General features: G+C 67.8%; 22 protein-coding genes. 1 reads left to right on the top strand and 21 read right to left on the bottom strand.

Going from position 1 to position 26,469, the window contains the following annotated elements:
• Nucleotides 1-102 precede the first annotated feature (102 nt).
• The 21 genes from AAFF32_RS15285 to AAFF32_RS15185 all read right to left on the bottom strand — a co-directional run bounded on the left by AAFF32_RS15285 (nucleotide 103) and on the right by AAFF32_RS15185 (nucleotide 25,422).
• Nucleotides 103-1,305 carry a polysaccharide biosynthesis/export family protein gene (locus AAFF32_RS15285; protein ID WP_342315648.1) on the bottom strand — a complete coding sequence of 401 codons (1,203 nt, stop codon included), beginning with the start codon at nucleotides 1,303-1,305 and terminating at the stop codon, nucleotides 103-105.
• A gap of 122 nt (nucleotides 1,306-1,427) precedes the next feature.
• Nucleotides 1,428-2,186 (bottom strand): YdcF family protein, encoded by a 759-nt coding sequence (locus tag AAFF32_RS15280; RefSeq protein WP_342315647.1) that lies wholly within the window; start codon nucleotides 2,184-2,186, stop codon nucleotides 1,428-1,430.
• Between the two features lie 15 nt (nucleotides 2,187-2,201).
• Nucleotides 2,202-3,257, bottom strand: a complete 1,056-nt coding sequence (locus tag AAFF32_RS15275) for an EpsG family protein (protein WP_342315646.1) — start codon at nucleotides 3,255-3,257, stop codon at nucleotides 2,202-2,204.
• A complete protein-coding gene (locus AAFF32_RS15270; RefSeq protein ID WP_342315645.1) occupies nucleotides 3,254-4,081 on the bottom strand; it encodes a glycosyltransferase family 2 protein in 828 nt (275 codons plus the stop codon). Before AAFF32_RS15270 ends, AAFF32_RS15275 begins: the two co-directional genes overlap by 4 nt.
• A complete protein-coding gene (locus tag AAFF32_RS15265; protein ID WP_342315644.1) occupies nucleotides 4,081-5,265 on the bottom strand; it encodes a polysaccharide pyruvyl transferase family protein in 1,185 nt (394 codons plus the stop codon). Before AAFF32_RS15265 ends, AAFF32_RS15270 begins: the two co-directional genes overlap by 1 nt.
• Nucleotides 5,262-6,557, bottom strand: a complete 1,296-nt coding sequence (locus AAFF32_RS15260; RefSeq protein ID WP_342315643.1) for a polysaccharide biosynthesis C-terminal domain-containing protein — start codon at nucleotides 6,555-6,557, stop codon at nucleotides 5,262-5,264. The genes AAFF32_RS15265 and AAFF32_RS15260 overlap by 4 nt, the downstream gene beginning before the upstream one ends.
• Nucleotides 6,558-6,567: 10 nt before the next feature.
• Nucleotides 6,568-7,740, bottom strand: a complete 1,173-nt coding sequence (locus AAFF32_RS15255) for a glycosyltransferase family 4 protein (protein ID WP_216966799.1) — start codon at nucleotides 7,738-7,740, stop codon at nucleotides 6,568-6,570.
• A 306-nt stretch (nucleotides 7,741-8,046) separates the two neighbouring features.
• On the bottom strand, nucleotides 8,047-9,249 hold the full coding sequence (locus AAFF32_RS15250) for a right-handed parallel beta-helix repeat-containing protein (RefSeq protein WP_216966801.1): 1,203 nt from the start codon (nucleotides 9,247-9,249) through the stop codon (nucleotides 8,047-8,049).
• A gap of 646 nt (nucleotides 9,250-9,895) precedes the next feature.
• Nucleotides 9,896-10,984, bottom strand: a complete 1,089-nt coding sequence (locus AAFF32_RS15245) for a right-handed parallel beta-helix repeat-containing protein (protein ID WP_342315642.1) — start codon at nucleotides 10,982-10,984, stop codon at nucleotides 9,896-9,898.
• The gene (locus tag AAFF32_RS15240; protein ID WP_342315641.1) at nucleotides 10,977-12,413 is read right to left on the bottom strand and encodes an asparagine synthase-related protein; all 1,437 of its coding nucleotides are present in this window, start codon (nucleotides 12,411-12,413) and stop codon (nucleotides 10,977-10,979) included. Before AAFF32_RS15240 ends, AAFF32_RS15245 begins: the two co-directional genes overlap by 8 nt.
• Nucleotides 12,414-12,416: 3 nt before the next feature.
• Nucleotides 12,417-14,687: a polysaccharide biosynthesis tyrosine autokinase gene (locus AAFF32_RS15235; RefSeq protein ID WP_216966807.1), complete on the bottom strand. Its 2,271-nt coding sequence runs from the start codon at nucleotides 14,685-14,687 to the stop codon at nucleotides 12,417-12,419.
• A 59-nt stretch (nucleotides 14,688-14,746) separates the two neighbouring features.
• Nucleotides 14,747-17,164, bottom strand: coding sequence for a UDP-N-acetylglucosamine 2-epimerase (locus AAFF32_RS15230; RefSeq protein ID WP_342315640.1), 2,418 nt, complete (start codon nucleotides 17,162-17,164; stop codon nucleotides 14,747-14,749).
• Nucleotides 17,165-17,460: 296 nt separating this feature from the next.
• On the bottom strand, nucleotides 17,461-17,895 hold the full coding sequence (locus tag AAFF32_RS15225) for a low molecular weight protein-tyrosine-phosphatase (RefSeq protein WP_342315639.1): 435 nt from the start codon (nucleotides 17,893-17,895) through the stop codon (nucleotides 17,461-17,463).
• A 74-nt stretch (nucleotides 17,896-17,969) separates the two neighbouring features.
• Complete coding sequence (gene ligD / locus AAFF32_RS15220) at nucleotides 17,970-18,836, bottom strand: non-homologous end-joining DNA ligase (protein WP_342315638.1); 867 nt, start codon at nucleotides 18,834-18,836, stop codon at nucleotides 17,970-17,972.
• A 28-nt stretch (nucleotides 18,837-18,864) separates the two neighbouring features.
• Nucleotides 18,865-19,776 carry a Ku protein gene (locus tag AAFF32_RS15215; RefSeq protein WP_342315637.1) on the bottom strand — a complete coding sequence of 304 codons (912 nt, stop codon included), beginning with the start codon at nucleotides 19,774-19,776 and terminating at the stop codon, nucleotides 18,865-18,867.
• A gap of 104 nt (nucleotides 19,777-19,880) precedes the next feature.
• Nucleotides 19,881-20,405, bottom strand: coding sequence for a hypothetical protein (locus tag AAFF32_RS15210; protein WP_216966816.1), 525 nt, complete (start codon nucleotides 20,403-20,405; stop codon nucleotides 19,881-19,883).
• 83 nt (nucleotides 20,406-20,488) lie between these two features.
• Nucleotides 20,489-22,351, bottom strand: a complete 1,863-nt coding sequence (locus tag AAFF32_RS15205) for an amidohydrolase (protein WP_342315636.1) — start codon at nucleotides 22,349-22,351, stop codon at nucleotides 20,489-20,491.
• A gap of 103 nt (nucleotides 22,352-22,454) precedes the next feature.
• Nucleotides 22,455-23,111, bottom strand: coding sequence for a hydrolase (locus AAFF32_RS15200; protein WP_216966818.1), 657 nt, complete (start codon nucleotides 23,109-23,111; stop codon nucleotides 22,455-22,457).
• 24 nt (nucleotides 23,112-23,135) lie between these two features.
• Nucleotides 23,136-23,774: an isochorismatase family cysteine hydrolase gene (locus AAFF32_RS15195; protein ID WP_216966820.1), complete on the bottom strand. Its 639-nt coding sequence runs from the start codon at nucleotides 23,772-23,774 to the stop codon at nucleotides 23,136-23,138.
• Between the two features lie 61 nt (nucleotides 23,775-23,835).
• Nucleotides 23,836-24,435 carry an NAD(P)H:quinone oxidoreductase gene (wrbA, locus tag AAFF32_RS15190; RefSeq protein WP_216966823.1) on the bottom strand — a complete coding sequence of 200 codons (600 nt, stop codon included), beginning with the start codon at nucleotides 24,433-24,435 and terminating at the stop codon, nucleotides 23,836-23,838.
• Between the two features lie 285 nt (nucleotides 24,436-24,720).
• Complete coding sequence (locus AAFF32_RS15185; RefSeq protein WP_216966826.1) at nucleotides 24,721-25,422, bottom strand: pirin family protein; 702 nt, start codon at nucleotides 25,420-25,422, stop codon at nucleotides 24,721-24,723.
• A gap of 123 nt (nucleotides 25,423-25,545) precedes the next feature.
• On the opposite strand from AAFF32_RS15185, the gene AAFF32_RS15180 reads away from it, so the two are divergent.
• Entirely contained in the window at nucleotides 25,546-26,463 is a 918-nt protein-coding gene (locus AAFF32_RS15180) for a LysR family transcriptional regulator (protein ID WP_342315635.1), read from the top strand.
• Nucleotides 26,464-26,469 lie beyond the last annotated feature (6 nt).

The following is a 26,469-nucleotide window of genomic DNA, read 5'->3' as shown; positions in this document are numbered from 1 at the left end:
CGATCGGCCGCATCGCGAATCGACATGCCCGGTGCGGACAAGTCGACGCCGGCGACCCTGCGGTCGCCGGCGCCGGTGCGCGCGGTCCCTCCCGACCCCGCGTCAACGCGTCATGTCGTACTGCGCGGCCGCGGCGTTGCTCACGATGGCCGACAGCGGCAGCAGCTGTGACAGGAAGCGGTTCCAGCGCGTGACGCCGGCCGGGCCGACCCAGACGACATCGCCAGGCTTGAGCTGGAACTTGTCGCCCAATGCGAAGGCCGCCGGCGACTTGGCATCGAGCTGGTACACCGTGGCCGGTATCTGCTGCATCTCTTCGATGCCGCGGATCACGTACACCGCCTCGCCCTTGGAGGTCACCGGGTTGAGTCCGCCCGAACGACCCAGCGCCTGCGTCAGCGTCATGTAAGTGGTCTTGAAGGTGAGCGCCTGCGGACGCAGCACTTCGCCGACCACATAGACTTCCTTGCGATCGTTGAAGGGCAGGAACAGGCGATCACCGGGCTTGAGGAAGATGTCGGCGGCGACCTTGCCATCGCGGTTGAGCGCGTCGAGGTCGAGCGGATAGTTGCGCCCATCACGCGTGAGCACGAAACCGGCCAGATCCGCCTGCTCCACATCGATGCGGCCACGGCCGATCGCCTGCGACAGCGTGAGCGGAACGGTGGTCACTTCCTGCGGCGTGGTGTCTTCGAACGCGCCCTGCAGCGCGACGCGACTTCCGAAGCCCACCACGTTGACGTCGAGCTGCGGATTCTGGATGTACTTCGCCAAGCGCGTGCTCAGCGTGCTGCGCAGGTCCTCGATGCTCATGCCGGTGACGTTGATCTTGCCGGCATACGGGAAATAGAACGTGCCATCGGGCTGCACCAGGCGGCCGTTGGTCACCGCCTGCTGCTGGTTGCCCGCCGGCGTGGTGAGTTCAGGGTGATCCCATACCGTGACGATCAGCGTGTCGCCGGGCTGGATGCGGTAACCCTCGCCCTTGTAGTTCGTCAGCTCCTGCGGAAGCACCGCGGCCACGGGCCGCTGCGCCACGGTTTCCTGCGTGATCGTCACCATGCGGACGTCACTGCCGCCTTCTCCACCGCCGCCACTTCGCGTCATCTGCTGGCCGGGAACGCAGGCCGTCGTGGCGAGCGTGGCCGCGGCGACCGTACAGACAAGAATGAACGTCTTCAATGCATGATCCTCGTGGTCGTTGGCGGGGCATCGGCCGATGCCCGGCGTCACGCGTCCCTGGTCGACGTGCCGGATTGACGATGCGCGCAGCGAGCCTCGTGCAACGCTGCGATGTTGCTGCATGTGAGTCTTCGTATTCGCTTTGCAGCGTAAAACGCGAATCGCACATGCGGCGTGAGGAACGCGTCCTGCGGTCGGGCAGGATTCAGTGATGCGAACGCGAACGTGAAGAATGCGGGCGACATTCAGCTGTGTAGACGCGCCATGACGATGGCCGCGCACTCTTTGATTGCGCGTCCGCTGCGCCACAACGCGCGTCGCGACGGGACCCAGCGCTGCGTCCACGTATCGCGTTTGGCGCGTTCGGGTACGGCGACCGGCACGATGTCCAGGCCGGCCTTGCGGAACTCGATCACCGCGCGCGGCATGTGCAGCGATGAGGTGACCAGCAGTACGCGATGGAAACCGTGCCGTTGCGCAAGCGCGGCCGTGTAGCGTGCGTTGTCGCGGGTGTTGCGGCTCTCGCGCTCCAGCATGAGCGCATCGGCGGGCACGCCCAGTCGCTGGATCGCACCGGCCATCAACCGCGCCTCGCTGTTGTTGCCGCCGTTGTCGCCGCCGCCCGACAGCACGATTACCGGTGCCTTGCGCGCCAGCCACGCGCGCGCACCGGCGGCCAGGCGGCTGTTCTCCAGTTCGTACGGCGTGACGTGCTCGCGTTCGAGCCAATAGAAGTGCATCGCACCGCCGAGCACCACGATGGCGTCGGCCGACGGAAGCGTCGCTTCTTCCACCGGCGGATAGTGCCGTTCGATGCGCTCGCGCACCCAGTCCGACACGGTCGGCACGGCGAGCAGGCCCGACCATGCGACGGCGAGCGCCGCCGTGGCGATCCCCGATCGCGTGCGCCGCAACAGCAGCAACACGACCGCGATGCACAGCATCAGCAGGGTCAGCGCGGGCGGATAGGTGAGTGCGACGGCAAGCTTCAGTGGCGAGGTCATGCGTGGTGCGCGTCCTCAGATGACGATTTCATGGGTGACGTAGTAGTAGAACGCGGCGCAGGAGATCAGCAGCCCGAAGCGCACCAGCAGGGGGTGGCGCAGCAACGGAATCCGGCTGTGCACCAGCATCGCCGCCAGGATCAGCGACACCGACAGCCACGCCGGCAACAGGTAGCGGTTGGAGAAGAAGCCCCAGCCGATGCCGAAGAAGGGCAGCATCATCACCAGGTACACCGCCGTGCTGTCCTTGATGCGCTCGCGGTACTCGGCCCGCACCAGCGGCGAGAGCATGTGCGGAAGCAGGTACCAGAAGATGGAGAACACCGCGAAGTCGATGCGCACGCCCGAGCGGTAGTACGAGTTGGCGGTGTAGCTCATCACCACTTCGTAGAGCGTGGGCAGCAATGCCCGCACCAGCATCATGGACAAACCGCTCACGTACAGCGCGAAGGCGGTCACCGCGACCACCCGCTGCATTCGCGTGCCGAACAACAGCACGGGCGCGAACACCAGGTACAGCAGCGAGGACAGATGCAAACTGCTGGCGATGGCGCCGAACAGGACGAAGCTGCCCCATCGTCGTTGCTGGAACGACAGCAGCGAGGTGAACACCAGCAGCGCCGCCAGGCCCTGTCGCACCGCGTTGATGGACGCATTGACGAACATCGGCGAAACGTACAGCAGCATCACCGCCGCGCTGAGGAACGTCAGGTAGCCTCGCGTATCGCCCAGGTAATCGAAGTAGCGTCGCGTGGACACCACGATGGTTCCCAGCAGCAGCAGGAACAGCGCGGTCTGGTAGCCCGCCACGCCCACGCCCATCTTCCACAGTACGTAGGTCAGGTAGACGAATCCGGGCTCCAGCCGGGTTTCCACGCCCTGTTCGTTCTGGTTCTCGAAGAAGCCGGCATAGGTGTTCGTGTCGGTGCCGATGTCCGGCGAGCGCATGCCCACCAGCCAGATGCCGAACACCGCCACCGCCAGCAGCAGGAGCAGGCTGAGCGTGGTGGCCGCCGACACGTCGCTGGCGCGACGCGGTGGCAGGGCGTAGGCGTCGCTGCGCACGTTCACGGCAATCCTCCCGGCTGCGCACGGCGCAGCCCGAGCAGCAGGCGCTGGCGTGCCTTGCGCAACATGCCGATGCTGCGTGCGAACAGGTGCTCCGGCAGGCTCACCAGGCCCTGCCGCAGCAGTTCACGTCGCACCTCGCGACCCGCGCGATGCATCGCCACCAGGTCCTGGCTGAGTCCGCCCGCGCCGTAGTTCGCCTTGTGCCAGTACGCGAGGACCTCGTCCACCTTGGCGCAACGGTGGCCGGAGAACGCGATCTGCCCCCACAGCAGGAAATCCTCGACGCGCCGGTAGTCCTCGTTGAAGCGGAACGGCAGGTCGCGTCGCAGCACCACCGAGGCGGTGGGGAAAGGATTGTTGAGCAGCAGCCTGCGGCGGGGCACGATCTTCGTGCGTGCCCGCGTGGGGGATTCGGGCCGGTCGCCGCGTTCGCGTACCTGCATGCGGTGTGCGATCAGCGCGATCTGCGGATCTTCGCGCAGGGCCTGCATCTGGATCGCGAGCTTGGTAGGCGCCCAGGTGTCATCCGAATCCAGGAACGCGATGTACGGCTGCGTCGCGCGCGCCCATCCGGCGTTGCGCGCGGCGGACGGGCCGCCGTTGCGTGCCAGTGCGATCACCTCGATCCAGCCCGGCGGGTATTGCGCGGCGAGTGCGTGCAGCGCCCGCACGGTACCGTCGCCGCTGGCATCGTCCACCAGCACGACCTGCCGCGGCGGCAACGTTTGCGATGCGATCGAGGCGACGGCGTCGGCAATCGTCTCGCCGCAGCGATAGCACGGCACGACGACGCTGACCGGTGCGGTGGCATCGGTGTCGATCATCAGGCGGCCGTGCTCGAGGCGTGGGTGTGGGCGGGAGAAGTCGACCATGGAGCGCATTGGAATATGTCCTGCGCCTGCTGCGCGTATAGAGAGGGTGAAAGACGCGCGCGCGCGCCCTCGTCGTTCAGCAGCGCGTCCAGAACCTGCATGAACGCGGGCGTCTCGTGCGCGCCCGACGTGATGCGCAGGTGGAGGGGCAGGCCGATGTCATCGGCGAAATCCCGGCACTTGGGGTGGTAATCGACGATCGCGAACGGCACCGCGCACAGGTACGCCACGATGGCGCCGTGCAGGCGCGCGCTGACGAACGCGTCGCAGCGCTGGATGGCATCGACCGTCGCCAGCGGCTCGGAGCCCGCGTAGGCATGCAGGCCCGCGGCGACACCGCGTTCTCGAAGCCGTGCCTGCAATTGCGCCGCCATCGCCTCGTCGCCATGGACCGGATGCGCGTTGAGGCTGAACACCTCCACCTGCAGCGGCGTGTGCGCAGCCGTTCGGGTGATCGCGTGGACGATGCCGTCGTGCCATTGCGCAGGCGTAGGCGCGGAGTGGTCGTCGCGAACGGTGTAGCGGCATGGCGCGATGCCGATGCGCGGCACGCTGCGGTCGTCGGATGCCACCGTGCGCGACGACAGCGGCAGCACCGTGCGCAACAAGCCGGCCAGATCGCGTCCGTGGTGGGTGATGTGGTCCAGGCCCATGCGCCGACACAGTTCGTAGGAGCGCCGGTCGCGCACGGACAAGTACGAAAACTCGCGCACGAATGCCGCGGCCGCCTCCTGCGAGGCCGCATCCGGAAACGGCCCCACCGACACGCCCACCGCCGCCAACTGCACGCGCCCGCGGCGCCGGGCCGACAGCATCATCGGCTTGCGGAACGACTCGCGCGCGGTGATGACCGAGCCACCGCCCATCACCAGTACGTCGCTGGCGCGCAGGCCGCGCACGAAACCGACCACGCGAGCGGCCTTGCCGAGCGCGCCGGCGGATCCATAAAGCGTGGAAGGAAACGTCGATGGCCACGTCGCGCGCGCCTGCGCACCTTCCAGCGTAGGCCCCACCAGCAGCGGATCGGCATTCCAGTAGCGACGCGCGGCGGCCGCGCACAGCACGCCGAACAGGTCGTCGCCGAAGTTGCGCATGCCGTAGTAGCCGGTGAATCCCACGCAGGGACGTTGCGTCATGGCGTAGCCTCCGGGCGGGACAACCGATGCGTGCCGAGCCACATCGCCACCAGCAACACCGCCTCGGCCACCACCGTGGCCCAGGCCGCGCCGGTCGCGCCCCAGCGCGGGATGACCGCCCAGTTGAGCAGCACGGCCACCAATGTGGCCACCGACATGGCGATGACGCGATAACGCATGTGGTGCTCGGTGAGCAGCGCCGAGCCTACGGCCGTGGACAGGAACCGGATCGGCACGCACAGCGCCAGAATCGCCAGAATCTCCGTCACGTCGGCGAACGCCGGCCCGAACGCGAGCGGCACCAGCCACGGCGACAGCAGCGCGAGCAGTGCGCCGACCAGCACGCCCATCGCGAGCATCGCCACGTTGCCGGCGCGGTACACGCGCCAGAACTTCGTTCTGTCGTGCACGGCCCAGCGGTGCAGGCGCGAGAGCAGGAACTTCTGGTAGACCGTGGCGGGAAACAGGTAGATCGCCGCCATCACCGCCAGCGCGACACCGTAGTGCCCGGCCTGTTCATTGCTGCCCAGGTACTTCAACAGCACCGTGCTGACCTGGAAGAACACCGGATAGAGCACCGCGGCCACGCCGTAGGCCCAAGCGCTGGACCACAGCTGCATCGCGCCTGGCACGGCTTCGCTGGATGCGAGCGCAGGACGCGACCCGTGGCCCTTCAGGTCCATGCGTCCGCGCTGCATGGCCACCAGTTGCGGCAGGGCGAGTGCGGCGATCAGCAACGCGACCAGGCCGTAGCCCAGCGCCGCACCCTGCGCGCTCGCGAAGGGCAGTGCGAGCAGCGTGGCCGCCACCGCCAACCGGCCGGCGGGCATGAGCAACTGCCATCCGGCCAGCGCACCGTGCCGCTCTTCCAATCGAAGTTTGCTGCCGACGATGTCCACCGCGAACACGCCGGCGATCACCGGAACGAGCAGCAACAGCGTCAACCGCGTCGCATCGTCCACCGCCTCGCCGAAGAGCGCCCAGCCGATCACCACCGCGCACGCCAGCACGCCGGTGAATGCGCAGAATCGCAACGACGAACGCAACCAGCGATCCGCGGCCCAGCCTTCCGCGCCGTAGGCTTTCAGGCGGAACTGCGACAGGCCGAAGCCCGCCATCGGCGCGAGCACCGTCACCGTCGCCAGCGACGAAGCGAACAGCCCGTAGTCCGCAGGCCCCAGCCGCCGCGCCAGGAGCATCTGCGCGAGGAAGACCATGCCCGCGCCGGCGGCCGTCGCCAGCCAGAGCAGGCCGATCGCCGTCGCTGCGGGTCGCCAGGCGCTCGCGCTCATGCGCAGGGACTCATGCACGGGCGCGTGCGGCAATGGCCGAACGCACGGGCAACGGATCGGCCAACAGTTCCGCGTACACCTCCACGGTCCGGTCGATGACGAGCCGCTCGTCGAAATGGTGTTCGGCGCGTTCGCGCGCCTTCAAGCCCAGGCGCTTCACCAGCTCGCGGTCCTCGTCCAGTTGCATGAGCAGCGCCGCCAGCGAAGGCGCGTCGCGCGGCGGCACCTGCAAACCGTCGACGCCGTGTTCGGTGACCACTTCGCGGCAGCCGGGCAGGTTGGTCGTGATCAGGCACAGGCCGCTGGCCGCGCCTTCGATGAGGCAGCGCGGCACGCCCTCGCGGTAATAGCTCGGAAGCGCCATGACATGGACGCTGCGCATCAGCGCGGGCATGTCGTCGACGTGACCGAGCCACTCGATCGTGCCGTCGCGATGCCACTGCTCGACTTCACGCAGGTCGAACGACGACGGGTTGCCCGCATCCGGCGTCCCGGCCAGCAGGAACTGCACCTCGCGTCCGCGTTGGCGCAGCATGCGCGCGGCCTCGACGAACTCGCCCACGCCCTTCTCGCGCAGCAGGCGCGCGGCCAGCAGCACGCGCAGCGGGCCGCTGCCGTCGTGCGCGACGGGACGGAATCGCTCCACGTTGACGCCGGAGCTGCGGATGATGCGGATGCGATCGGGCGCAACCAGGCGGGATTGCGTGAGTGCGGCCGCGTCGTCGGGGTTCTGCAGGATCACGCGCGAGTGCCCGTGGCCGAGCGTGGAGCGCATCAGCGTGCTGACCACCGGCCGCAGCATGCGCGCCTTCAGACCGTTGCTGGCGTACACGTAGCCCATGCCGGCCACGGCGTTGACCACGGCGGGCACGCCCGCGAAGCGCGCGGCGAGCGCCCCGTACACCGCGCATTTCACGGTGAAGTTGTGGATCAGCTGCGGACGCTCGCGGCGCAGCAGCCGAGTGAGGTGGTGGATCGTCACCGCCTCGCGCACCGGGTTGAGGCTGGCGCGATCCATCGGCAGCACTTCCCAGCGAATGCCGTGTTCGGCGAAGCGCGCGCCGAACTCACCCGGCGGCGACACCATCACCACCTCGGCGCCGTGCGCCTGCAGGTGCCGGGCAGTGGAAAGTCTGAAGTTGTAGAGATACCAGTCGGTGTTCGCGAAGAAGACGATACGCATCGGCGTGAGGGGCCGTGCATCGCCGGATGCCTGGGCGATGCGAGCGGCGGTGCGTCCGGATCGGAAGGTGATCCGATGGTAGCGAACGCGTTTTCGCCAACGTCGACGGCGCTGTCACCTTTCCATCGCCAGATGAACGCAGGCGCTTGCATGTATCCAAAGCGAAACACTTGTGCGCGACGTCACGGACGCGTGTGCGGCTTATCGCGCCCGGATCGCGCGCGCAGCGGATAAAAAGACGGCCGGCGAATGCCGGCCGTTTGCCCATGACGAGTGTCGAAGCGTGTGCCGCGACGCAGCGCCCGTTTACTTCGCGTACTGGTTCGTGGTGACGCGGATGTCGGTGCTGTCGCTGGTCTTCTGGATGTGCGCGCCGTTGCCGCTGTTGCCGCCGACCAGTCCGGTCATCGACACATAGGGCGTGGCCGCGGTGTTCACGCCGTGCATGCGCGTGTGGTTGTTCTTGAACACGTTGCCGCTGGCCTGGTAGCCCACGGTGGCGGCGCTGAACATCACGCCGTACAGGTAGTTGTGTTGGAAGCGGTTCTGCGAGATGTAGCCGCCGTTGGGCGTCACGCACAGCAGGCCGTAGCCGCCGTTGTGCTCGATCGTGCAGTTCTTCACCGTCACGCCTTTCACACGCTTGTACGACAGGATGCCGTTGCCCTTGTTGTAGCGGATCAGGCAGTTCTGGATGTGCACGGTTTCGGTGGTGCGCGCATCGCCGGAGTCCGGCTCGATGTCGATGCCGCACTGCGGCGCGATGCCGTTGGAGTAGCTGAACTCGCTGTCGTAGACCTTCACGTTGGTCGAGCAGCCGATGGTCAGGCCCTGGCGGCGGTTGTTGGTGCACACCACGTTGGCGATGACGACGTCGTTGCATGGCACGGTCGGCGCGCCGGTGACCATGGCGCCGCCGATGGAGATGCCGTCGCCCCAGCACTTGGACAGGTGCATGTCGCGGATGGTCACGCGGTTGGCGCCGCGCACCATGATGCCGTGCCCCCACTCGCCGGTGGTGCCCAGGTGGTTGTCGCGGTCGCCGATGATCTGGCCGCCGGAGATCTCCACGTCGCTGACCTTGTAGACCATCAGCACGTAGGCGCGCTCGGCGCTGTTGCGCTTGGCGAGCAGGCGCGCGCCGTCTTCCAGCTTCAGGTGCATCTTGCTGCGCAGGCGCACGTTGACGGTGGGGTCGAGCACGTAGTCGCCGGCCGGCACGACCACGGTGCCGCCGGCAGTGGGCAGCGCGTCGATCGCGGACTGGAACGCGGCGGTGTCGTCGTAGCTGCCGTTGCCGCGCGCGCCGTAGTTGCGCACGTTCACCGAGGTGGAGCCGCGGGTGCGCGCAGGCGGGTCGTAGGTGGCGGCGGTGGTCGCGCCGACGGCGGCGAACACCTTGCCGATGCCGGCGAAACCCAGCACGGGCGGAATGGCGAGCAACAGGCTCTTGCGGATGAAGTCGCGACGTTCGGCGGTCGCAGGCGCCATGGCACGCAGGTCGGTCATGTGGCTGTCCGGGAAAGTGGGCGCCCCGGGGGTCGTTCCTTCGGTGGGGCTCGTGACGCGGTCCCCCCGGCCCGCGTCGTCACGCCACGATCATGTTCGTGACTGCCGTGCACCATATCGGAACGATCGTGAACTGCGACCCGGAATTTCACTATTTGTGGACACGCGCAAAGAAACGCGCGCAGCTTGTTCAGGCTGGTGCGCGTTCAAGTTCATGACTGTGAATTTGGCGGGGCGCGTGAGAGGCGATCGCGCAAACTGAATGCGTTTTTGTTGCGAGGGGATGCAGCGTCAACGACGCACTGAGGCCGCTTCGTTGTTCGAGCGGAGTTCGCATCAAGCCGCTATCCGCTCTTCAAGCCGTCCACCGTTCTTCAAGCCGTTATTCCCGCGAAGGCGGGAATCCAGCCTCCCGGCCCTTCACGCTCTGCGGAAGGCAGGATGGGAGCGGAGAGTTGGAGCCCCGCCTTCGCGGGGATGACGCGAGGCGCTCGGATCGCCTGAGGGCCTGGGTCCCGGCCTTCGCCGGGATGACGGTTTCATTGGGACGACAGTGGATCTGGAAGGCGACAAGCCGTGAAGACGGTCGATCGTGAAGACGGGGGGTCGAGACAACGTTGCCTGCACGGTCAATCCAGCCACCGCCTCAATCCAGAAAGCGATTGTCCGCATTTACCTTGATCGCTACCGCGCTCTCCGCGATCGACACATGCCGCTTGCCCGGGCGCGCCCTTCCGTCCTTCGTGCGCCCTGGCGAGGGCCCGTTGTCGGCGAATTCGTTGCGCGCCAATGTCACTTCGCGCGAGCCCGGCCGCACGCCGACGCCGCCCAGGCCGTTGCGGCGGATGCGGTTGCCTTCGATCACGCATGCGCTGGCGCCCAGCGCGAGCACGCCATGCCCGCGGTTCTGCTCGATCAGGCAATCGCGAACCGTGGCATCCGCGACGCGCTTGTACAGCTGGATGCCCGCGCCGCGATTTCCGCGAACGGTGCAGCGCTCGATCAGGATGTCTTCGGCGACGTCGCCCGCATCGGGCTCCACGTCGATGCCGCAGGCGGGCAGGGTGCCCGCGGTGTCGAGGAACGAGGAGTCGTACACGCGCACGCGGCGCGAACGTCCGATCGTCAGGCCCTGGCGCCGGTTGCCGACGCATTGCACGCGCTCGATCACGACATCGCGGCTCGGCACGATCGCGCCACCGGCGACCTTGGCGCCGCCGATCGAGATGCCATCGCCCCAGCAATGCGAGACATGCAGGTCGCGCACCGTGATGCGTTCGGCGCCGCGGATCATCACGCCGTGGCCCCATTCGCCCGTCGTGCCCTTGTGCGCGTCGCGCTCGCCGATGATGCGGCCGCCGGAGATCTCCACGTCATGCACGCGATGTGCGTTGAGCACATACGCGCGTTCGGCCGCGTTGGGCTTGGCGAGCAGGCGCGCGCCCGGTGCCATCGACAACAGCATGCGGCTGCGCAGCTGCACGCCGACGATCGGGTCGATCAGGTAGTCGCCCGCGGGAACGTTGACGGTGCCGCCGTCTGTCGGCAAGGCGTCGATGGCGGCCTGGAAGGCCCGGGTGTCGTCATGCGTTCCATCGCCCCGCGCCCCGTGGCGGCGCACGTCCTGTGCGCCGCCGCCGCGCTCGCGCCCGGCCGTCCAGGCCGGCGCGAAAGAGCATGACGAGATCGCCAGCACCACGGCCTGCGTGAAGCGGCGGCGAGTGCGGTCAGGCATGGGCGACCCAGGGTTCCGGGTCCTCCACCGCCGCGCGCGGCTGCCGCGCCGCTTCCAGCCAGGGCAGCACGATTGCCAGCAGGTAGAACTTGGACGCATGGAACTTGTTGTCGAGGCGATGGCGGTTGCGGTCGAGCCATGCCGTCGCGCCGGGCAGATCCGGCGAGCGTTCGGCGAAGGCGCGCACGCAGTCGAAGCGCTCGCGCGCCAACCCGCGCAGGTCGAAGCGGAAGCTGCCCTTGCCGCGCACATAGGGCAACTCGTCGAAGCGCGTGGCGATGTGTTCGCGGATCAGCAGCTTGTTGAGCTTGGTCACCGGATCAACCTTCTGGTAACGCGGCACCTCGCGGTGGATCCACTCGCGCAGGGTCAGATCGCAGAAGGGGTACGCCGCCTGCAGGCCCAGCGCCGCAGAGGCATAGAGCCCCTTCGCGAAGGCGCCCGCCGAACCGGCGATTGAAGTGGACATGTCGCGCCATTCCCACAAACTCGTCGCCGAGCCGATCTCGTCCATGAACAGTCCGAGCCGGCTGCGCGAACGCTGCGAGATGCGTTCGCCGAACAACTCGTCGACTTCGTCATCGCTGAAGCGCGAGCCCGGGAAGACGCGCTCGATCGGGTTCATGCGCAGCGTGCTGAGCAGGTAGCAGGCCTCGAAGCTGTGCCCCACCACCGGCATCTCGGACAACCGTCCCGGCACGGGCACGTTGCACGCCAGCCGTTTGAGCCATTGCTGACGCCGGCTCATCGGCGTGCCGAAGTAGCTGTCCGCGCCGAGTCCGTCGATCACGCCGTCGCCCTCGCGACCCACGATCTGCGTGCCCAGGTCGATGTAGGACAACAGCGCGAAATCGGCCGTGAGCAGCGGCATGCGATCGACCACGGCGAGGTAGCGGTCGTAAGCCCGGCCGGGATCGCACACCAGCGACTCGTGGCGCAGGCCGAGGGTGCGCGCCACGTGCGTGGCCGAGTCGACTTCGTCTTCCTCCTGGCCGCCGAGATACGTGATGCAGGTGGTGTCCGGACGAGCATCGGCCATGGCGATGGCGAGCGTGGTGGAATCCTTGCCGCCGCTTTGCAACAACCAGGGCGCGCGAATCGTCGCGCAGCTGCGCTGCACCGCCTCGCACAGCAGGCGGTGGTAGACGCTCACCCAGTCCTGGTGGGTGGCCGGGAACTCGGGCACTTCGCCGGCGTTGCGGAACTTGAACTTGAAGTGCGGCTGCGTATGCATGTCGTCGTGCGGGCAGAAGCCGAACGTCACCAGCCGCACGCCCTCGTAGATGGAGTAGGGCGGATAGACGAACGCATTGCGCAGCAGGTCGGCGATGGACACCGGGTCCACCGTCGGGCGCGGCACGTCCTCGCGCATCAGGCGCGAGAAGTCCGGCGTGCCGTAATACGGTGACATCGTGATCTGGGTTCGCATGCGTTACCTCGCCGGCGCCGGGTCGCGCATGGGCTGGTAGTCGTAGTAGGTGTACGCGTACTGGCCCGAGCCGCGCTTCTGCACCGCGTTGAAGATCGCGCCGCGCACTTCCACACCGTTCTGCTCCAGGCGCTGCTTGGCCAGCGCGATCTCGCGCTGCTGGTTCAAGCCCCAGCGCACCACCATCAGGCAGGTGCCCACGTGATGACCGATCACCGCCGCATCCGTCACCGCCAGCACCGGCGGTGTATCGATCACCACGATGTCGTACTGCCCGGAGAGCTTGTCCAGCAGCGCCGTGAAGCGCGGATGCATGAGCAGCTCCGACGGATTGGGCGGAATCGAACCGCGCGAGATGAACGACAGGTTGTCCGTGCCGCCCACCTTGCGCACCGCCTGCACGTCGTCGATCTGCCCGGAGATCAGCTCCGACAGACCGCCGTCGGCGCGCGTGCCCAGCGCCAGGTGCAGCGTGCCGCGGCGCATGTCGGCATCGATCAGCAACACGCGCTGGCCGGCCTGCGCCATGGTCACGGCGAGGTTGGCGCAGACGAAGGTCTTGCCCACGCCCGGGCTGGGCGCGGCGATCATCAGCTGGTTGTTCTTCATCTCCAGGCGGGCGAAATGCAGGCTGGTGCGCAGCGTGCGCAGCGCTTCCATCGCCAGGTCCGACGGTGAGCGGAACGCGAGCAGCCGCTGCTTGCCGTCGCGGCGCTTCGCGCCCGGCGCCGTGGCGATCTGCTGGCCCTTGGCGCTGAAGGGAATCGACGCGTACACCGGAAGGCCCAGCAGCTCGATGTCCACCGGGTCCTCCACGCCGCGACGGAACATCTGCCGCGTCAGCACGAAGGCGATCATGAACATCGCGCCCAGCAGCGTGCCCGCGCCGATGACGATCAACGGCTTCGGCCACGACGGGCTGTCCATGTTCACGTCGGCCGGATCGATCACGCGCGCGTTGCCGACCGCGCTGGCGGCGGCGATGTTGAGCTGCTGCGCCTGGTCGAGCAGGTTGGCGTAGGTCTGGTTGATCACCTCCACGTCGCGGTTGAGTCGGAACAGGCCCTGCTGCGTATCGGGCAGGTTGCCGATCTGGCCCATGATCTGGTTCTTCTTCGACTCGAACTGGCCGATCTGGCGCATCAGCGACTGGTAGACCGGATGCTCGGGCGTGTAGCGGCTGGCGATGTCGGCGCGCTGCACCTGCAACTGCTGGATGCTCTGGTCCAGCGCCACGCTCTGGTCGAGCAGCGCCTTGTTCTGCATGCCCACGTCCATCGTGCGTGTGCGCGACTGGAAGTCGTTGAGGCGCGCTTGCGCGTCGGCGAGCTCGCGGCGCACCTTGGGCAGTTGTTCGGTGACGAACTGCAGGCGCTTGGCGGCCTCGGCGGAATTGCGCGCCACGTTCTGGCGCACGTAGGCCTGCGTGATCTGATCCAGCACCTGCTTGGCGCGCAGCGGGTCGGGGTGCGCATAGGTCAGCGCGATGATGCCGGAGTTGCGGCCCTGCTCGGTCACGGTGATGTCGTTTTTCAGCGCCGCCATCACCGCCATCGAGTTCAGGCGCTTGAGTTCGAAGCGCGTGCCCGGGTTGGCCGCCATGCGCTGGACTTCCAGCGCCACGCCACGGCCGTTGCTGGCGGCCTGGCCGACGCGGCCTTCCAGCAGCAGCTTGCCTTCCGGATCGAGCAGGCGATAACGGGCGCGATCGCCCGCGACGAACTGCAACGGGATGCCGACCAACTGCTCGGGCAGCTCGAAGCGGCCGATGTCCAGCTGCTCGCCGCCCCACGCATAGCCTTCGAGGCCGAACCACGCGCCGGCCACCTCGCCGGGATTGAAGCGCTGCTGCATGCGCGCGACGGTGTCGCCGATCAGCGGCATGCGCACGGGTTGCACCACCGTGTCGAGGTCCAGGCGTTCGATCGCCTCGCCGAGCACGCGGCGCGAAGTAAGCAGCTGCGTTTCCGTCGCCGCCGGCGCGTCCACGATCGGCGGCGTCGGTGCGGTGTTGGGGCTGTTGAGACCGGGCACCGTCGGCGGGCGCGATTCCACCTGCACGACCGCGTTGGCTTCGTACTTGGGGGTGGCCAGCAGCACGTACGCCACGGCAATCACGAAGAACGCCAGCGTGCCGAACAGGATCGGCCACTTGTTGTCGTTGAGCGTGGAGACGAGGGTGGGGATGTCGATGTCGTCGTCACGCGTCGCGTTCGCGGCGTTGGGCGGCACGGCATAGGGGGCATCGGCTCGGGAGATCACATGAGTGGCCATGTTTCGTCACCTGGTGAAGAACTGGGAAAAGCGGAAAGCATCCGACGGCGCGCGCGTGGTCATGGCGTGCTCCATGCGCGGCGGATCGGCGTCTGGTTTGGCGAACCGGCGTCCCGAGCGGCGGTCGTAACCGCGTGGGCCGCAGGACGCAGGCCCGCCAAGGCATCGGCGACGCGCGCATCCGCGTCGCCTGGTAGGACAGCGCCGTCGTCGTCCGACCCGTCCAGGGCGGCGCGCGGCGGCGGAACATGGGCTTCGTCCAGCAAACGCAGGACGTGATCGGTGATCGCCTCGGCGTCAGGCGACATCAGATGCACGCGGCCGTGCGCTTCGACCGCAGGCGGCTCCAGCGCGAGGAGCGGAACGTCCAGCGCCAGCGCCTCGGCGTGCAGCGACGGGCCGACGAAAGCCAGACGCGCGCGGCCGAGCAGGAACAGAGAGGTGAGGTAGTCGGTCGTGTCGATGCGATGCAGGTTCGGCGGCGTGTCCGCGAAGAACAGCGGGCCGACCGCGCACACCACGTCGATGTCCGGACGCTCGCGCGCGAGGCGATGGAGCGCATCGCACATCAGCAGCGTGTGCGCCTCGCCGACCTCGTCGCCGAGCAGCAGCACCAGCGGACGGCCCTCGCGCAACCCGTCGAAGCGTTCGCTCAGTTCGCGTCCGAGACCGATGTCCGGCTGCAGGCGCTCCAGTGCGGAGCGCAGTGCATCGGGCGCGGCATCGCCGGTGACCAGCACCCGGTGCGCGGGCACGCCCTCGGCGACCAGCCGGCGTCCGGCCGATTGCCCCGAAGCGACGTGCAATGCAGCCAGCGCACGCGCGATGCGCCGGCCCGGATCGTCCGCCGAGCGCGGCGCGGCGCTGTGGGCGAGGCCGCCGTCGATGCACACCACCGGCACTTGGTGGTAGTGCGCGGCAAGCGTCGCCGCCAGCGTCGCCGGCGCATCGCCCGTCACCACCACCAGGTCGGGTCGCACCTGCGTCATCACGCGCTTGATCCCGCCCAGCGCGCTGGAGGTGATGTCCGCCGGATCGCCGCTCGCAGGCGGCACGCCGAACTGCGCATCGGCCGCGAGATCGAACAGCTCCAGCACCTGCGAGGATTCCCGGCCCGACTCCGTCGCCACGCACACGGTGGTTTCGAAACGCTCGTCGAGCGCAAGCTGTCGCGCGATCGGCGCCATGCGCGCGGCATCGGGCGAATCGCTCAGCACGCACAGTGCACGCATCGGCGGCAGCGGTACGGCGTGCAGTTCGGACGAGGGCTCGGCGCGGTGGAGCATGTCCGGAAGGGAGATTCCCGCCCGTGCCGGCGGAACGTCGGGGCGTGCCTCCTCGTGGTCGTCGAAGCGCGCCAGCGCGGCCAGGAACGAGATGCCGTGGTTGGTCGGCGCATGCAGCGGCGCGGCCGGCGCGGGTCGCGGTGTGCTACGCGGCCAGCGTCCACGCAGCTGCGTCAGGACCTTGGGCACCCACCAGACATGCAGCGTCAGCACCAGCATGAACGCGGCGAAGCCGAGCGATTGCGGCAAGTTGCGCAGGCCGTAGCCCATCAGCACCAGCAGTCCCGCGATGGCGACCATGCTCAACAGCACCAGTCGCGGCGGCATGCCGGTGTCGCACAACAGATGGTGCAGATGCTGCCGGTCGGCGCGGAAGGGCGAGCCGCCCGCGCGCAGACGGCGGTACATCACCGCCAGCGTGTCCATCACCGGCAACGCCACGCACCACAGCACGTCCGGCGGATTGAGGCGTCCCACCTTCCCGTGGCTCATGTAGATCAGCGACCAGGCGAGGATGAAGCCGATCAACGTGCTGCCGGCATCGCCCATGAACACCTTGCGCCCGTCGGGCCAACCCATGTTGACGAAGAAGTAGGGAATCAGCGCCGCAAACAACACCTGCAACATCAGCAGCACGCCCGGCATGGACCACGGCGATTCGTCGAACAGCAGGATCGCGCCGATGCACACCATCGCCATCGACGCGGCCAGGCCGTCGATGCCGTCCATCATGTTGAAGGCGTTGATCAGACCGATGACGGCGATGATCGTGAACGGAATGCCGAACAGGCCGATGTCGATGTGGCGCGTGCCGACGATCTCGCCCAGGTCGTGCACGTAGAAGCCGGACATGAAGATGACCAAGCCGGCGGCGCCGGCTTCGACCAGAAGGCGCGTGGTCACGCTGAGGTTGCTGGCGTCGTCCAGCGCGCCGGCGGCGACGATCATCACGCCGCCGGCCAGCAGGCTGGTGACGAAGCCGTCGATGTAACCCAGGTAGCTCAGGCCCACCAGCGTGCCCAGGAAGAAGCACAGTCCGCCGATCAGCGGAATGCTTCCCCTGTGTTGCTTGCGCGAATCCGGCCGATCAACGAGCCCGATCTTCCGCGCCCAGGGGCGCATGGCGAAGATCGCGAATAACGTCACGGCCAGCGCGATCGCGCTGGCGGCCACCAGCTTGGGGTCCCTCATGCACGCACCTCGGATCGGAACACGAATTCGTTAGGCAAGGCGTGTTGGAGTCCGTGTGCAATTGCACCCACCACCACCGACTTCTCCGGCATGAAGGCATCCGGCCCACGTGCGTCCTGTCGCTTCCATCAGGGTCGCCGCCTCCATGCGCGAACGAATCTATGGAGCGCGTGTTGATGAAAGGATGAAATAAACACGTTCACGGCAATGAACCTGTTAACCGCGATAACTCAGGTTCAGATGGATGAACCTCTTCACTGCTTCGGCACATCGATGAAGCAATTGGACTGAACGTGTCACAGTTTCGTTCGCCATTGCCGTATACAAGACTCGATGCGATCGAACGCGAAATCGAACGCATCACGCTCGCGTCCGTAGGGGTCGTCGATGTCGGCGCCGTCGTCCCAGTGCGTGAGCATCAGCACGCGCCCGCGCAGCGTCGGACATAGCGCGAGCACGGCGGCCACTTGGCGTTGTTCCATCGCCAGAATCAGCTGCGATTGCAGCATCAGGCCCTTGCTGGCCTGCTTTGCCACGTGCGCGGCGCCGTCATACCCGTGCGAGGCGAGCACGTCCTGGGCGAGCGGGTCGATGGGGAATCCGCGCATGGCGGCCAGCCCGGCGGAGTGGAATTGCAGCCCGTCGCGCGCCACGCGCGTGCGCGCGATGGTTTCGGCCATGGGGCTGCGGCAGATGTTGCCCTTGCAGACGATGAGGACGCGTGTGGTCATCGCCAGACGCTAACAAACACGCCGCCGCGATCCCTTCATGCGCGTCGCCAACGTTCAGGAAGGTGGTGTGCGCGTCAAATGCGTTCAGGCAGTGTCTGTCGCACGCGGTACATCGCATGCCAGGGGTCGCGCTTGAGGTTGCGCGAGCGCCGCAGCGCCTTGCGCAGGTCGAATGCGCCGGCCTGTCGCACGCGGCCCAGCTCTTCCCAGGTCAACGGCATCGCCACCGTCGCGCCGGGCTTGGCACGCAGGGACCAGCTCGCCACGCTGGTCGCGCCGCGCGTGTTGCGCAGCCAGTCGATGAAGATGAGGCCTTCGCGTTTGGCCTTCGATGCGGTAGCGATGTATCGCTCCGGCGCGCGCGCCACCATCGAATCGGCGAAGGCCTCGCAGAACGCCTTTACCTGCGTCCAGTCCGGCCCGGGACGGATGGGAACCACGACATGCACGCCCTTGCCGCCGGACATGCGCACCCAGCTGCGCAGGCGAAGGTCCCCGAGGCGGTCGCGCACATCGCGCGCGGCGGCCTTCAGCGCGTTCCACTCGATGCCTTCGTCGGGGTCCAGGTCGAACACCAGCCGATCGGGCTTTTCGACATCGTCCGTGCGCGCGCCCCAGACGTGGAACTCCAGTGCGTTCATCTGCACCAGTTCGAGCACGCCGTCGAGGTCTTCCACGAAGAGGTAGTCGTCGGCGCCGCTGACTTCGCGCAGGTGGATCTTGCGCACGTGCTCGCCTAGCGAATCGGCGTGGTGCTTCTGGAAGAAGCACGTGCCTTCCACGCCGTCCGGGCAACGCACCAGCGAGAGCGGGCGCCGGATCAGTTCCGGCAGCAGCCAGCGCGACACCGCGCGGTAGTACTCAGCGACATCGCCCTTGGTGACCCCGGCCTGCGGGAACACCACGCGTTCTGGACTCGTGAGCCGCGGCGTCGTCGCCATGCGTCAGCGTCGCATCGCAGGCGCGCGTTCAGGCCGACTTGCGCCCGGTGCGTTTGCGCGCGGTGGTGGTGGCGGCCTTCTTCGTGGGCGCCTTCTTCGCGGCGGCCTTCTTCGCCGGCGCGGGCTTGGTGCTGCCGCCCTTCTTCTCCAGGCTGCGCTTGAGCAGATCGGCGAAGTCGATGACGTTGGTCGCGGCGTTCTCCGGCAGCTTGTCCTCGTCGGCGGCCGTCTTGTTGCGCACCACGTTCTTGGACTTCACGCGGTCTTCGATGACCTTGGTCAGGCGCTCGCGGAAGTCGTCCTTGTAGTCCTCCGGCTCCCACTTTGAACTCATCGACTCGATGAGCTGCTTGGCCATGTCGATCTCGCGCGCGGTGATCTTCCACTTCTCCAGGCCGCCTTCGGGCAGCTTGTAATCGGCCGGATCGACCAGCTCCTGGGCGAAGCGCAGAATCAGCAGCATCAGCGCCTCGTCCTTGGGCACGACGGCGGCGAGGTATTCGCGCGTTCGGATCACCACGCGTCCCACGCCCGCCTGGCCGGTGCGCTTGAGCACCTCGCGCAACAGCACGTAGCCCTTCTCGGCCTTCTTGCCCGGCTCGAGGACGTAGGGTTTCTCGAAGAACTCCGGGCCGATGGATTCGATGTCGACGAAGGTGTCGATGTCCACCGACTCCTTGTGGTCCGGGGATGCGGCGGCGATGTCGGCTTCCTCCAGCACGACGTAGCTGCCCTTGTCGTACTCGAAGGCCTTGACGATCTCCTTCCACGGCACTTCCTCGCCGGTCTCGGCGTTGACGCGCTCGTAACGGATCGGCGCGTTGTTGCGGCTGTCGAGCATGCGGAAGTGCAGGTCGACGCGGCGCTCGCCGGTCATCAGTTTCACGGGGATGTTGAGCAGACCGAACGACAGCGTGCCGGTCCAGATGGGGCGGGCCATGGGATACCTCTCCCGGGCGAATCGCGGGGCGGGCTATCGACTTTCCGACGGGAGGTGTTGGCGGGCGGTGAAAGGGGGGCGGTGAAAGGCGGGCGATACGTCGCTCAGGCCAAACCGGCCCCCGGCGTGGCCGCTCTCCGCGTCGCACCACGCACGCGCAGCACCTGCCACACCGCCGCGATCAGATACGCCACGAACGCCGTCCCGATCGGCCCGAACAACGCCGGATCTTCCGGCCCGGCCGCGTAGGGCGCGCCCAGCGGCAGGCGCGTGAGGCTTTCCACGGAGGCCGGAATGAAGTGGAAGAACAGCGCAGTCAGGTTCAGCAGCACCGCCGCATAGGTCGACGCACGCCCGAACCCGTGCCGCCGTTCGGCGAACCACGCCAGCGCCAGCACGGCCAGTGTGATCAGGCTCAGCACATGCGGCACGCCGAAGCCGCCGCGACGGAAGATGAAGAGCCCGGTGAAGGCGGCGCCCACGGTGAACCACCAGAAGACGGCGCCGGAACGCGAGGACAACAGGATCTGACGGTGCGCGATCAGCGCGATGAAGCCGGCGATCACGCCGACGATGGCGATGACCGTGTGCAGCGCGCCGAAGGCGGTGACGTTGAGCAGGTCCAGCATGGCGACACCTCGAAGGTTTGGCGGGGCGGACTTTTCACAGTTGTCCCGGGTGCGCTTCGCTTACCCGGGCTACGGATTACTTGCTAGAACGCGAAACACGAACACCCCAGCGCGCCCCAGAAGCCGCGCAGGTCGCCTGGCGAATCGAAATGGGCCGCGTGCGCGTGGCGATGCACGCCACAGCTGCCGCCATCGCCGTGCGAATGCGCATGCGTCAGCGTTGCCGCCGCCGCGCCCAGCGTGCCGGGCTGGTAACCGCCCCAGCGGCGCACGGGCGACCAGTCGGGCATCGGCGCGGGCAGGGCGGGGGCGAGGCGTTCGAATTCCTCATCGCCGTGCACGATGCGCCCGCCCACCACGGTCAGCACGCTGGTGATGCCCTGGATGCGTTCCTCGGGCACGCTCAGGAAGTCCGCCGACAGCAGCGCGAAATCCGCCAGCTGGCCCGGCGCGAGCACGCCCTTGCCGCCTTCCTCGCCGGAGAACCATGCGCTGCCCTGCGTCCACAGGCGCAGCGCCTGTTCGCGTTCGAGCTTGTTGTCGTCGCCGTACATCGGCATGCCGCCGACGCTGCGACCCGTGCTCAGCCAATACAGCGCGACCCACGGGTTGTAGCTGGCCACGCGCGTGGCGTCGGTGCCGGCGCCGACCGGCACACCGGCGTCGAGCATGCGCCGCACCGGCGGCGTGCGCTTCAACGCGTCCACGCCGTAGCGCTTGGCGAAGAACTCGCCCTGGTAGGCCATGCGGTGCTGAATCGCGATGCCGCCGCCGAGCGCGCGTACGCGGTCGATGTTGCGATCGCTGATCGTCTCGGCGTGGTCGATGAACCAGCGCGTGCCGTCGAAGGGAACCTCGCGGTTCACCTTCTCGTACACGTCGAGGATGCGGCCGATGCTCTCGTCGTAAGTCGCGTGGATGCGGAAGGGCCAGCGCTTTGCGGCGAGCAGGCGCACCACGCCTTCCAGGTCGCCTTCCATCGACGGGGGAAGGTCCGGGCGCGGTTCGCGGAAGTTCTCGAAGTCGGCCGCGGAGAACACCAGCATCTCGCCCGCGCCGTTGTGGCGCAGCATGTCGTCGCCTTCGCGCGGTTGCAGCATCGCACTCCAGCGTTCGAAGTCGGCCAGCTCGCCGCCCTTGTTCTGCGTGAACAGGTTGTAGGCGATGCGCACGGTGAGTTCGTCGTCCGCGTGCAGCTGGCGGATGATCTCGTAGTCGTCGGGGTAGTTCTGGAAACCGCCGCCGGCGTCGATCACCGAAGTGATGCCCAGGCGGTTGAGTTCGCGCATGAAGTGGCGCGTGGAATTGCGCTGGTACTCCGGCGGAAGTTTCGGGCCCTTGGCGAGCGTGGCGTAGAGGATCAGCGCGTTGGGTCGAGCCAGCAGCAGACCGGTGGGATTGCCCGACTTGTCGCGCTCGATGCGACCGCCCGGCGGGTCCTGGCTCTCCTTCGTGTAACCCACCGCGCGCAACGCGGCGCGGTTGAGCAGGGCGCGGTCGTACAGGTGCAGGATGAACACCGGCGTGTCGGGCGCGACCGCGTTGAGTTCGTCCAGCGTCGGCAGCCGCTTCTCGACGAACTGTTCCTCGCTGAAACCGCCGACCACGCGCACCCACTGCGGCGCGGGCGTGCGCGCGACCTGCTCGCGCAGCATCGCCATCGCATCGGCCAGGCTGCCCACGCCGTCCCAGCGCAGTTCCAGGTTGTAGTTGAGGCCGCCTCGGATGAGGTGCGTGTGGCTGTCGTTGAGTCCGGGAATCAGGCGCCGTCCGCGCGCGTCGATAAGCCGCGTGGCGTCGTGCGAATGCGCAAGCACCTGGGCATCGCTGCCTGTGGCGATGACACGTCCGCCGGCCACGGCAAGCGCGGTGGCCGACGGTGTGCGCGCATCGAGCGTGGCGATGCGCGCGTTGAAGACGATCAGATCTGCGTTGGTTTCGGCCACGTGTCCTCCCTGCGATGGCGTGCGCCGCGTGGCCGGCGCGCAACCCAGCAATGTTCCCGCCAGGGCCGCTTCCAGAACGCGGCGGCGCGCGGTATCCACGGGCTCAGTGACCGCCTTCGGAACCGCCGAACATGGTCTTGGCGTACTGGATGCCCAGCCCGTAGCCGCCGGCCATTTCGTGCGCGATGCCGGTGGTGAGGTCGTAGGTCGCCGCGCGCGCCCAGTCGCGCTGCAGTTCCAGCATGTACTGCAGGGCGGTCATCGGTCGTGCGCCGGCCTGGATCATGCGCTGCATCGCGCGCTCGTGCGCTTCGTCGGTGACGTCGCCGCAGGCGTCGGCGATGACGTAGGCCTCGAAGCCCTGATCGAGCGCGGACACCACCGGCCCCACGATGCACACGCTGGTCCACAGTCCGGCGAACACGATCCGGCCCTTGCCGATGCGGTTCACCTCGGTGGTGACCTGATCGTCTTCCCAGCAGTTCATGGTGGTGCGATCGAGCACCTTGGCTTTCGGGAAGGCCGCCGTGACTTCGGGAAACAACGGACCGGAGAACGACTTCTCCGCCACCGTGGTGACGATGGCGCTCACGCCGAAGCCGGCGGCCGCCTTCGCCACCAGCGCGACGTTGGTGCGCAGCGTGGCGACGTCTATCGAGCGCGTGGCGAAGGCCATCTGCGACTGGTGGTCGATCAGCACGAGCGTGTGGTCCTGCGGCGTGAGCAGTTGCTGGCCGGCGGCGGTCTTGGCGGTGGGCATCGGGTGATCCTCGGGTGGGGAAGGTCAGGCGTGCGCCAGCGCCGACAGCAACGACTGCGTCGTCAGCACGGCATGGGCGAACGCGGGGGCGTTGATTTCGTGTGCGGCGTGCATGGCCTCGGGGCTGAACGCCGCCGTCGCATCGCGCACCAGCGTGACGTGGTAGCCCAGCTCGCTGGCGAAGCGCGCGGTGCTTTCGATGCAGGTATTGGCGATCATGCCGATGAGGATGACGTGGCTGATGCGGTGCTGCTTGAGCAGCATGTCCAGGTCGGTGTTGGCAAAACCGCTGCCGCCCCAGTGTTCCTTGACGACGATGTCGCCCGGCTGCGGGGCGAAGTCCGGATGCCATTGGCCGCCATGCGTGCCCGCGGCGAACACCTGCGCGCGCGCCGCGCCCAGCTGGTACGGCGTGGCGTGATCCCAGGTGGCGAAATCGCCGGGTTCGGAACGGTGGTGCGGGACGATGAACACGCGCAGGCCGGCCGCGCGTGCAGCGGCGGTGATCTGGCGCAGATGCTCGTGCAGGTTGACCGAGCGCGCGACGTCGGCGACGCGCGGCCAGAGCTTGCCGTCCTCGGCGAGGAAATCGTTGTAGGGATCGACGAACAGCAACGCGGTGTGGTTGAGCGGGTAGCGCGGAAGCGGCGAGGGTGTGGCCATCGTGCTCTCCTGGCGTTGCTGCCGGCCGGCGTCGTCGCGACGCCGGCCGGAAGGTTGGGCGTCAGCCGTGCAGGCGGATCGCGGTCTCCGCGACGACGCGGCCCTGGTAGCGCGCGCCGTCGAGTTCGTTCTGCGTGGGCTGGCGCGAGCCGTCGCCGCCGGCGATGGTGCTGGAGCCGTAAGGCGAGCCGCCGGTGACTTCGTCCAGGCGCATCTGCCCGGCGTGGCCGTAGTCCAGGCCCACCACCACCATGCCGAAATGGAGCAGGTTGGTGATGATCGAGAACAGCGTGGTTTCCTGGCCGCCGTGCTGCGTCGCGGTGGACGTGAAGGCCGAACCGACCTTGCCGTGCAGCGCGCCGCGCGCCCACAGGCCGCCCGCCTGGTCGAGGAAGTTGGCCATCTGCGAGGACATGCGGCCAAAGCGCGTGCCGGTGCCGATGATGATGGCGTCGTAATCGGCCAGTTCGTCGACCTTCGCGATCGGTGCGGCCTGGTCGAGCTTGAAGTGCGAACGCTCGGCGACGTCCTGCGGCACCAGTTCGGGCACGCGCTTGATGTCGACGTTCGCGCCGGCGCCGCGTGCGCCTTCGGCGATCGCCTGCGCCATCGTTTCGACGTGACCGTACGCGGAGTAGTAGAGGACCAGGATCTTGGCCATGGGATTTCCTTGGTGAGGGTGGGGTGAACGAACGTGCCCCAGGGCGCCACGATGCGGGGCGGGGCGGGGGAGAGGATTGGACGCGGTTGCGGTTGTTCCGCGCGTTGCTGCAGTTGCCCCTCCCCCTGCGTGCAGGGGGAGGTTGGGAGGGGGAGAGGCGCGACAGCGCCGACGCTTTGCGCGTCGTCGCCGTGATGCTTGCCGCTACGCGGCTTCGCTACCCCTCCCCAACCCTCCCCTGCAGGCAGGGGAGGGAGCTCGGGCGGTGGGGAGGATTCGTGCGCCTTACGGCGCCGAATCCACCAGCACCACTTCCGCGTCCTCCAGCGCGGTCACGGTGATCGCGCCTTCATTGCGGATCGCCGCGCCGTCGCGTGCTTCGATGCGCACGCCGTTCACTTCGACCGCGCCCGTGGCCGGCACGAGGTAACCGAAGCGGTTGTCGCCGAAGTCGTACTGCGCCGATTCGCCGGCCTTGAGGTTCAGGCCCAGCACGCGCGCCTGCGCACGGATCGGCAGCGCGTCCTCGTCGCCGGCGATGCCGCTGGCCAGCGTCACGAAGCGGCCGGAGCGGTCGCCCTTCGGGAAGGGCTTGCTGCCCCAGGTCGGCGCGCCGCCGCGGGCGTCGGGGATGATCCAGATCTGGAAGATCCGCGTGGTGCCCGGCTCCAGGTTGTACTCGGCGTGCGTGATGCCGGTGCCGGCGCTCATCACCTGCACGTCGCCTGCTTCGGTGCGGCCCTTGTTGCCCAGGTTGTCCTGGTGGGTGATCGCGCCGTCGCGGACGTAGGTGATGATCTCCATGTCCGAATGCGGGTGCGGCGGGAAGCCGGTGTTGGCGGCGATGGTGTCGTCGTTCCAGACCCGCAGCGCGCCCCAGCCCATGCGGGCGGGGTCGTGGTAGTTGGCGAACGAGAAGTGATGCTTGGCATCGAGCCAACCGTGGTTGGCTCCACCCAGGCGGTTGAACGGGCGATGCTCGATCATGGTCTTGCTCCGGGTTTGGACAGTGGCGCCACGATAGGCGTCCGCCGGTCGTCTGAGAATGGAACGGATCGAATATGATCCATTCCATTCCTTGCATGATGGGTTCGCGCCCGGAGGCCCTCCGTGAAACTGCCCGATCTGGAAGCCTGGGCGATCTTCGCCAAGGTCGCCGAAACCGGCTCCTTCGCCCGCGCGGCGAACGAACTCACCCTCTCGCAGGCCACCGTGTCCAAGGCGATCACGCGACTGGAGTCGCGTCTGAAGACGGTGCTGTTCCACCGCACGTCGCGGCGCATGTCGCTGACCGAGAGCGGCCGCGGCGCGCTGGAACGCGCCAGCCGCATCCTCGCCGAGGGCGAGGCGGTGGAGGCCGAAATCACTGCACAGGCCACCAGCCCGCGCGGCACGGTGCGCATGGCGGTGCCGATGTCGTTCGGCATCGAACACCTGGCGCCGGTGCTGCCGGAGTTCATGGCGCGCCATCCGGAGGTGTCGCTGGAAGTGGATTTCGACGACGGCCTGGTCGATCTGGTCGGCGGCGGTTTCGACCTGGCGCTGCGCATCTCGGCGTTGGCCGATTCGAGCCTGCTGGCGCGGCGGTTGTGCGGCGTGCGCATCGTGCTGGTCGCATCGCCTGCGTACCTCGACGCGCACGGGCGGCCGCGCCATCCGCGCGAGCTGGCGCAGCACAACGCGCTGTTCTACACGCTCTCGCGCTTCGGCAACGCATGGCGGTTCCACCATCGCAAGCACGGCGATTTCTCGATCAGCGTGCCCGCGCCATTGCGCGTGAACAACGCCGAGGCGCTCAATCCGGCGTTGCTCGCCGGGCTGGGGCTGGCGTTGCAGCCGGAATTCCTGGTGTGGCGCGAACTCAAGGCCGGCAAGCTGGAGATCGTGATGCCCGACTGGTCGCCGCCGCCGATCGCGCTGCACGTGGTCACGCCGCCGGGGCGCGTGCGCCCGGCGCGCGTGCAGGTGCTCATCGAGCACCTGGTGAAGAAGTTCGAGAAGGCGCCGTGGGCGCACACGGCCGCGTGATTGCGC

Source organism: Lysobacter sp. FW306-1B-D06B (assembly GCF_038446665.1).
In the GTDB taxonomy this organism is placed as follows: domain Bacteria; phylum Pseudomonadota; class Gammaproteobacteria; order Xanthomonadales; family Xanthomonadaceae; genus Lysobacter_J.
Note: the sequence above shows the minus strand (reverse complement) of the source record. Positions and strands in the feature narration are given on the sequence as shown.

Bases quoted from the DNA above. Each gene is read 5' to 3' on its own strand.
- AAFF32_RS15195 (WP_216966820.1), bottom strand. From the start codon at position 23,774: ATGGCCACACCCTCGCCGCTTCCGCGCTACCCGCTCAACCACACCGCG.
- wrbA (WP_216966823.1), bottom strand. From the start codon at position 24,435: ATGGCCAAGATCCTGGTCCTCTACTACTCCGCGTACGGTCACGTCGAA.
- AAFF32_RS15230 (WP_342315640.1), bottom strand. From the start codon at position 17,164: ATGAGGGACCCCAAGCTGGTGGCCGCCAGCGCGATCGCGCTGGCCGTG.
- AAFF32_RS15200 (WP_216966818.1), bottom strand. From the start codon at position 23,111: ATGCCCACCGCCAAGACCGCCGCCGGCCAGCAACTGCTCACGCCGCAG.
- AAFF32_RS15255 (WP_216966799.1), bottom strand. From the start codon at position 7,740: ATGCGTATCGTCTTCTTCGCGAACACCGACTGGTATCTCTACAACTTC.
- AAFF32_RS15270 (WP_342315645.1), bottom strand. From the start codon at position 4,081: ATGATCGACACCGATGCCACCGCACCGGTCAGCGTCGTCGTGCCGTGC.
- AAFF32_RS15225 (WP_342315639.1), bottom strand. From the start codon at position 17,895: ATGACCACACGCGTCCTCATCGTCTGCAAGGGCAACATCTGCCGCAGC.
- AAFF32_RS15265 (WP_342315644.1), bottom strand. From the start codon at position 5,265: ATGACGCAACGTCCCTGCGTGGGATTCACCGGCTACTACGGCATGCGC.
- AAFF32_RS15260 (WP_342315643.1), bottom strand. From the start codon at position 6,557: ATGAGCGCGAGCGCCTGGCGACCCGCAGCGACGGCGATCGGCCTGCTC.
- AAFF32_RS15250 (WP_216966801.1), bottom strand. From the start codon at position 9,249: ATGACCGACCTGCGTGCCATGGCGCCTGCGACCGCCGAACGTCGCGAC.
- AAFF32_RS15185 (WP_216966826.1), bottom strand. From the start codon at position 25,422: ATGATCGAGCATCGCCCGTTCAACCGCCTGGGTGGAGCCAACCACGGT.
- AAFF32_RS15245 (WP_342315642.1), bottom strand. From the start codon at position 10,984: ATGCCTGACCGCACTCGCCGCCGCTTCACGCAGGCCGTGGTGCTGGCG.
- ligD (WP_342315638.1), bottom strand. From the start codon at position 18,836: ATGGCGACGACGCCGCGGCTCACGAGTCCAGAACGCGTGGTGTTCCCG.
- AAFF32_RS15215 (WP_342315637.1), bottom strand. From the start codon at position 19,776: ATGGCCCGCCCCATCTGGACCGGCACGCTGTCGTTCGGTCTGCTCAAC.
- AAFF32_RS15280 (WP_342315647.1), bottom strand. From the start codon at position 2,186: ATGACCTCGCCACTGAAGCTTGCCGTCGCACTCACCTATCCGCCCGCG.
- AAFF32_RS15285 (WP_342315648.1), bottom strand. From the start codon at position 1,305: ATGCAGCAACATCGCAGCGTTGCACGAGGCTCGCTGCGCGCATCGTCA.
- AAFF32_RS15210 (WP_216966816.1), bottom strand. From the start codon at position 20,405: ATGCTGGACCTGCTCAACGTCACCGCCTTCGGCGCGCTGCACACGGTC.
- AAFF32_RS15235 (WP_216966807.1), bottom strand. From the start codon at position 14,687: ATGGCCACTCATGTGATCTCCCGAGCCGATGCCCCCTATGCCGTGCCG.
- AAFF32_RS15240 (WP_342315641.1), bottom strand. From the start codon at position 12,413: ATGCGAACCCAGATCACGATGTCACCGTATTACGGCACGCCGGACTTC.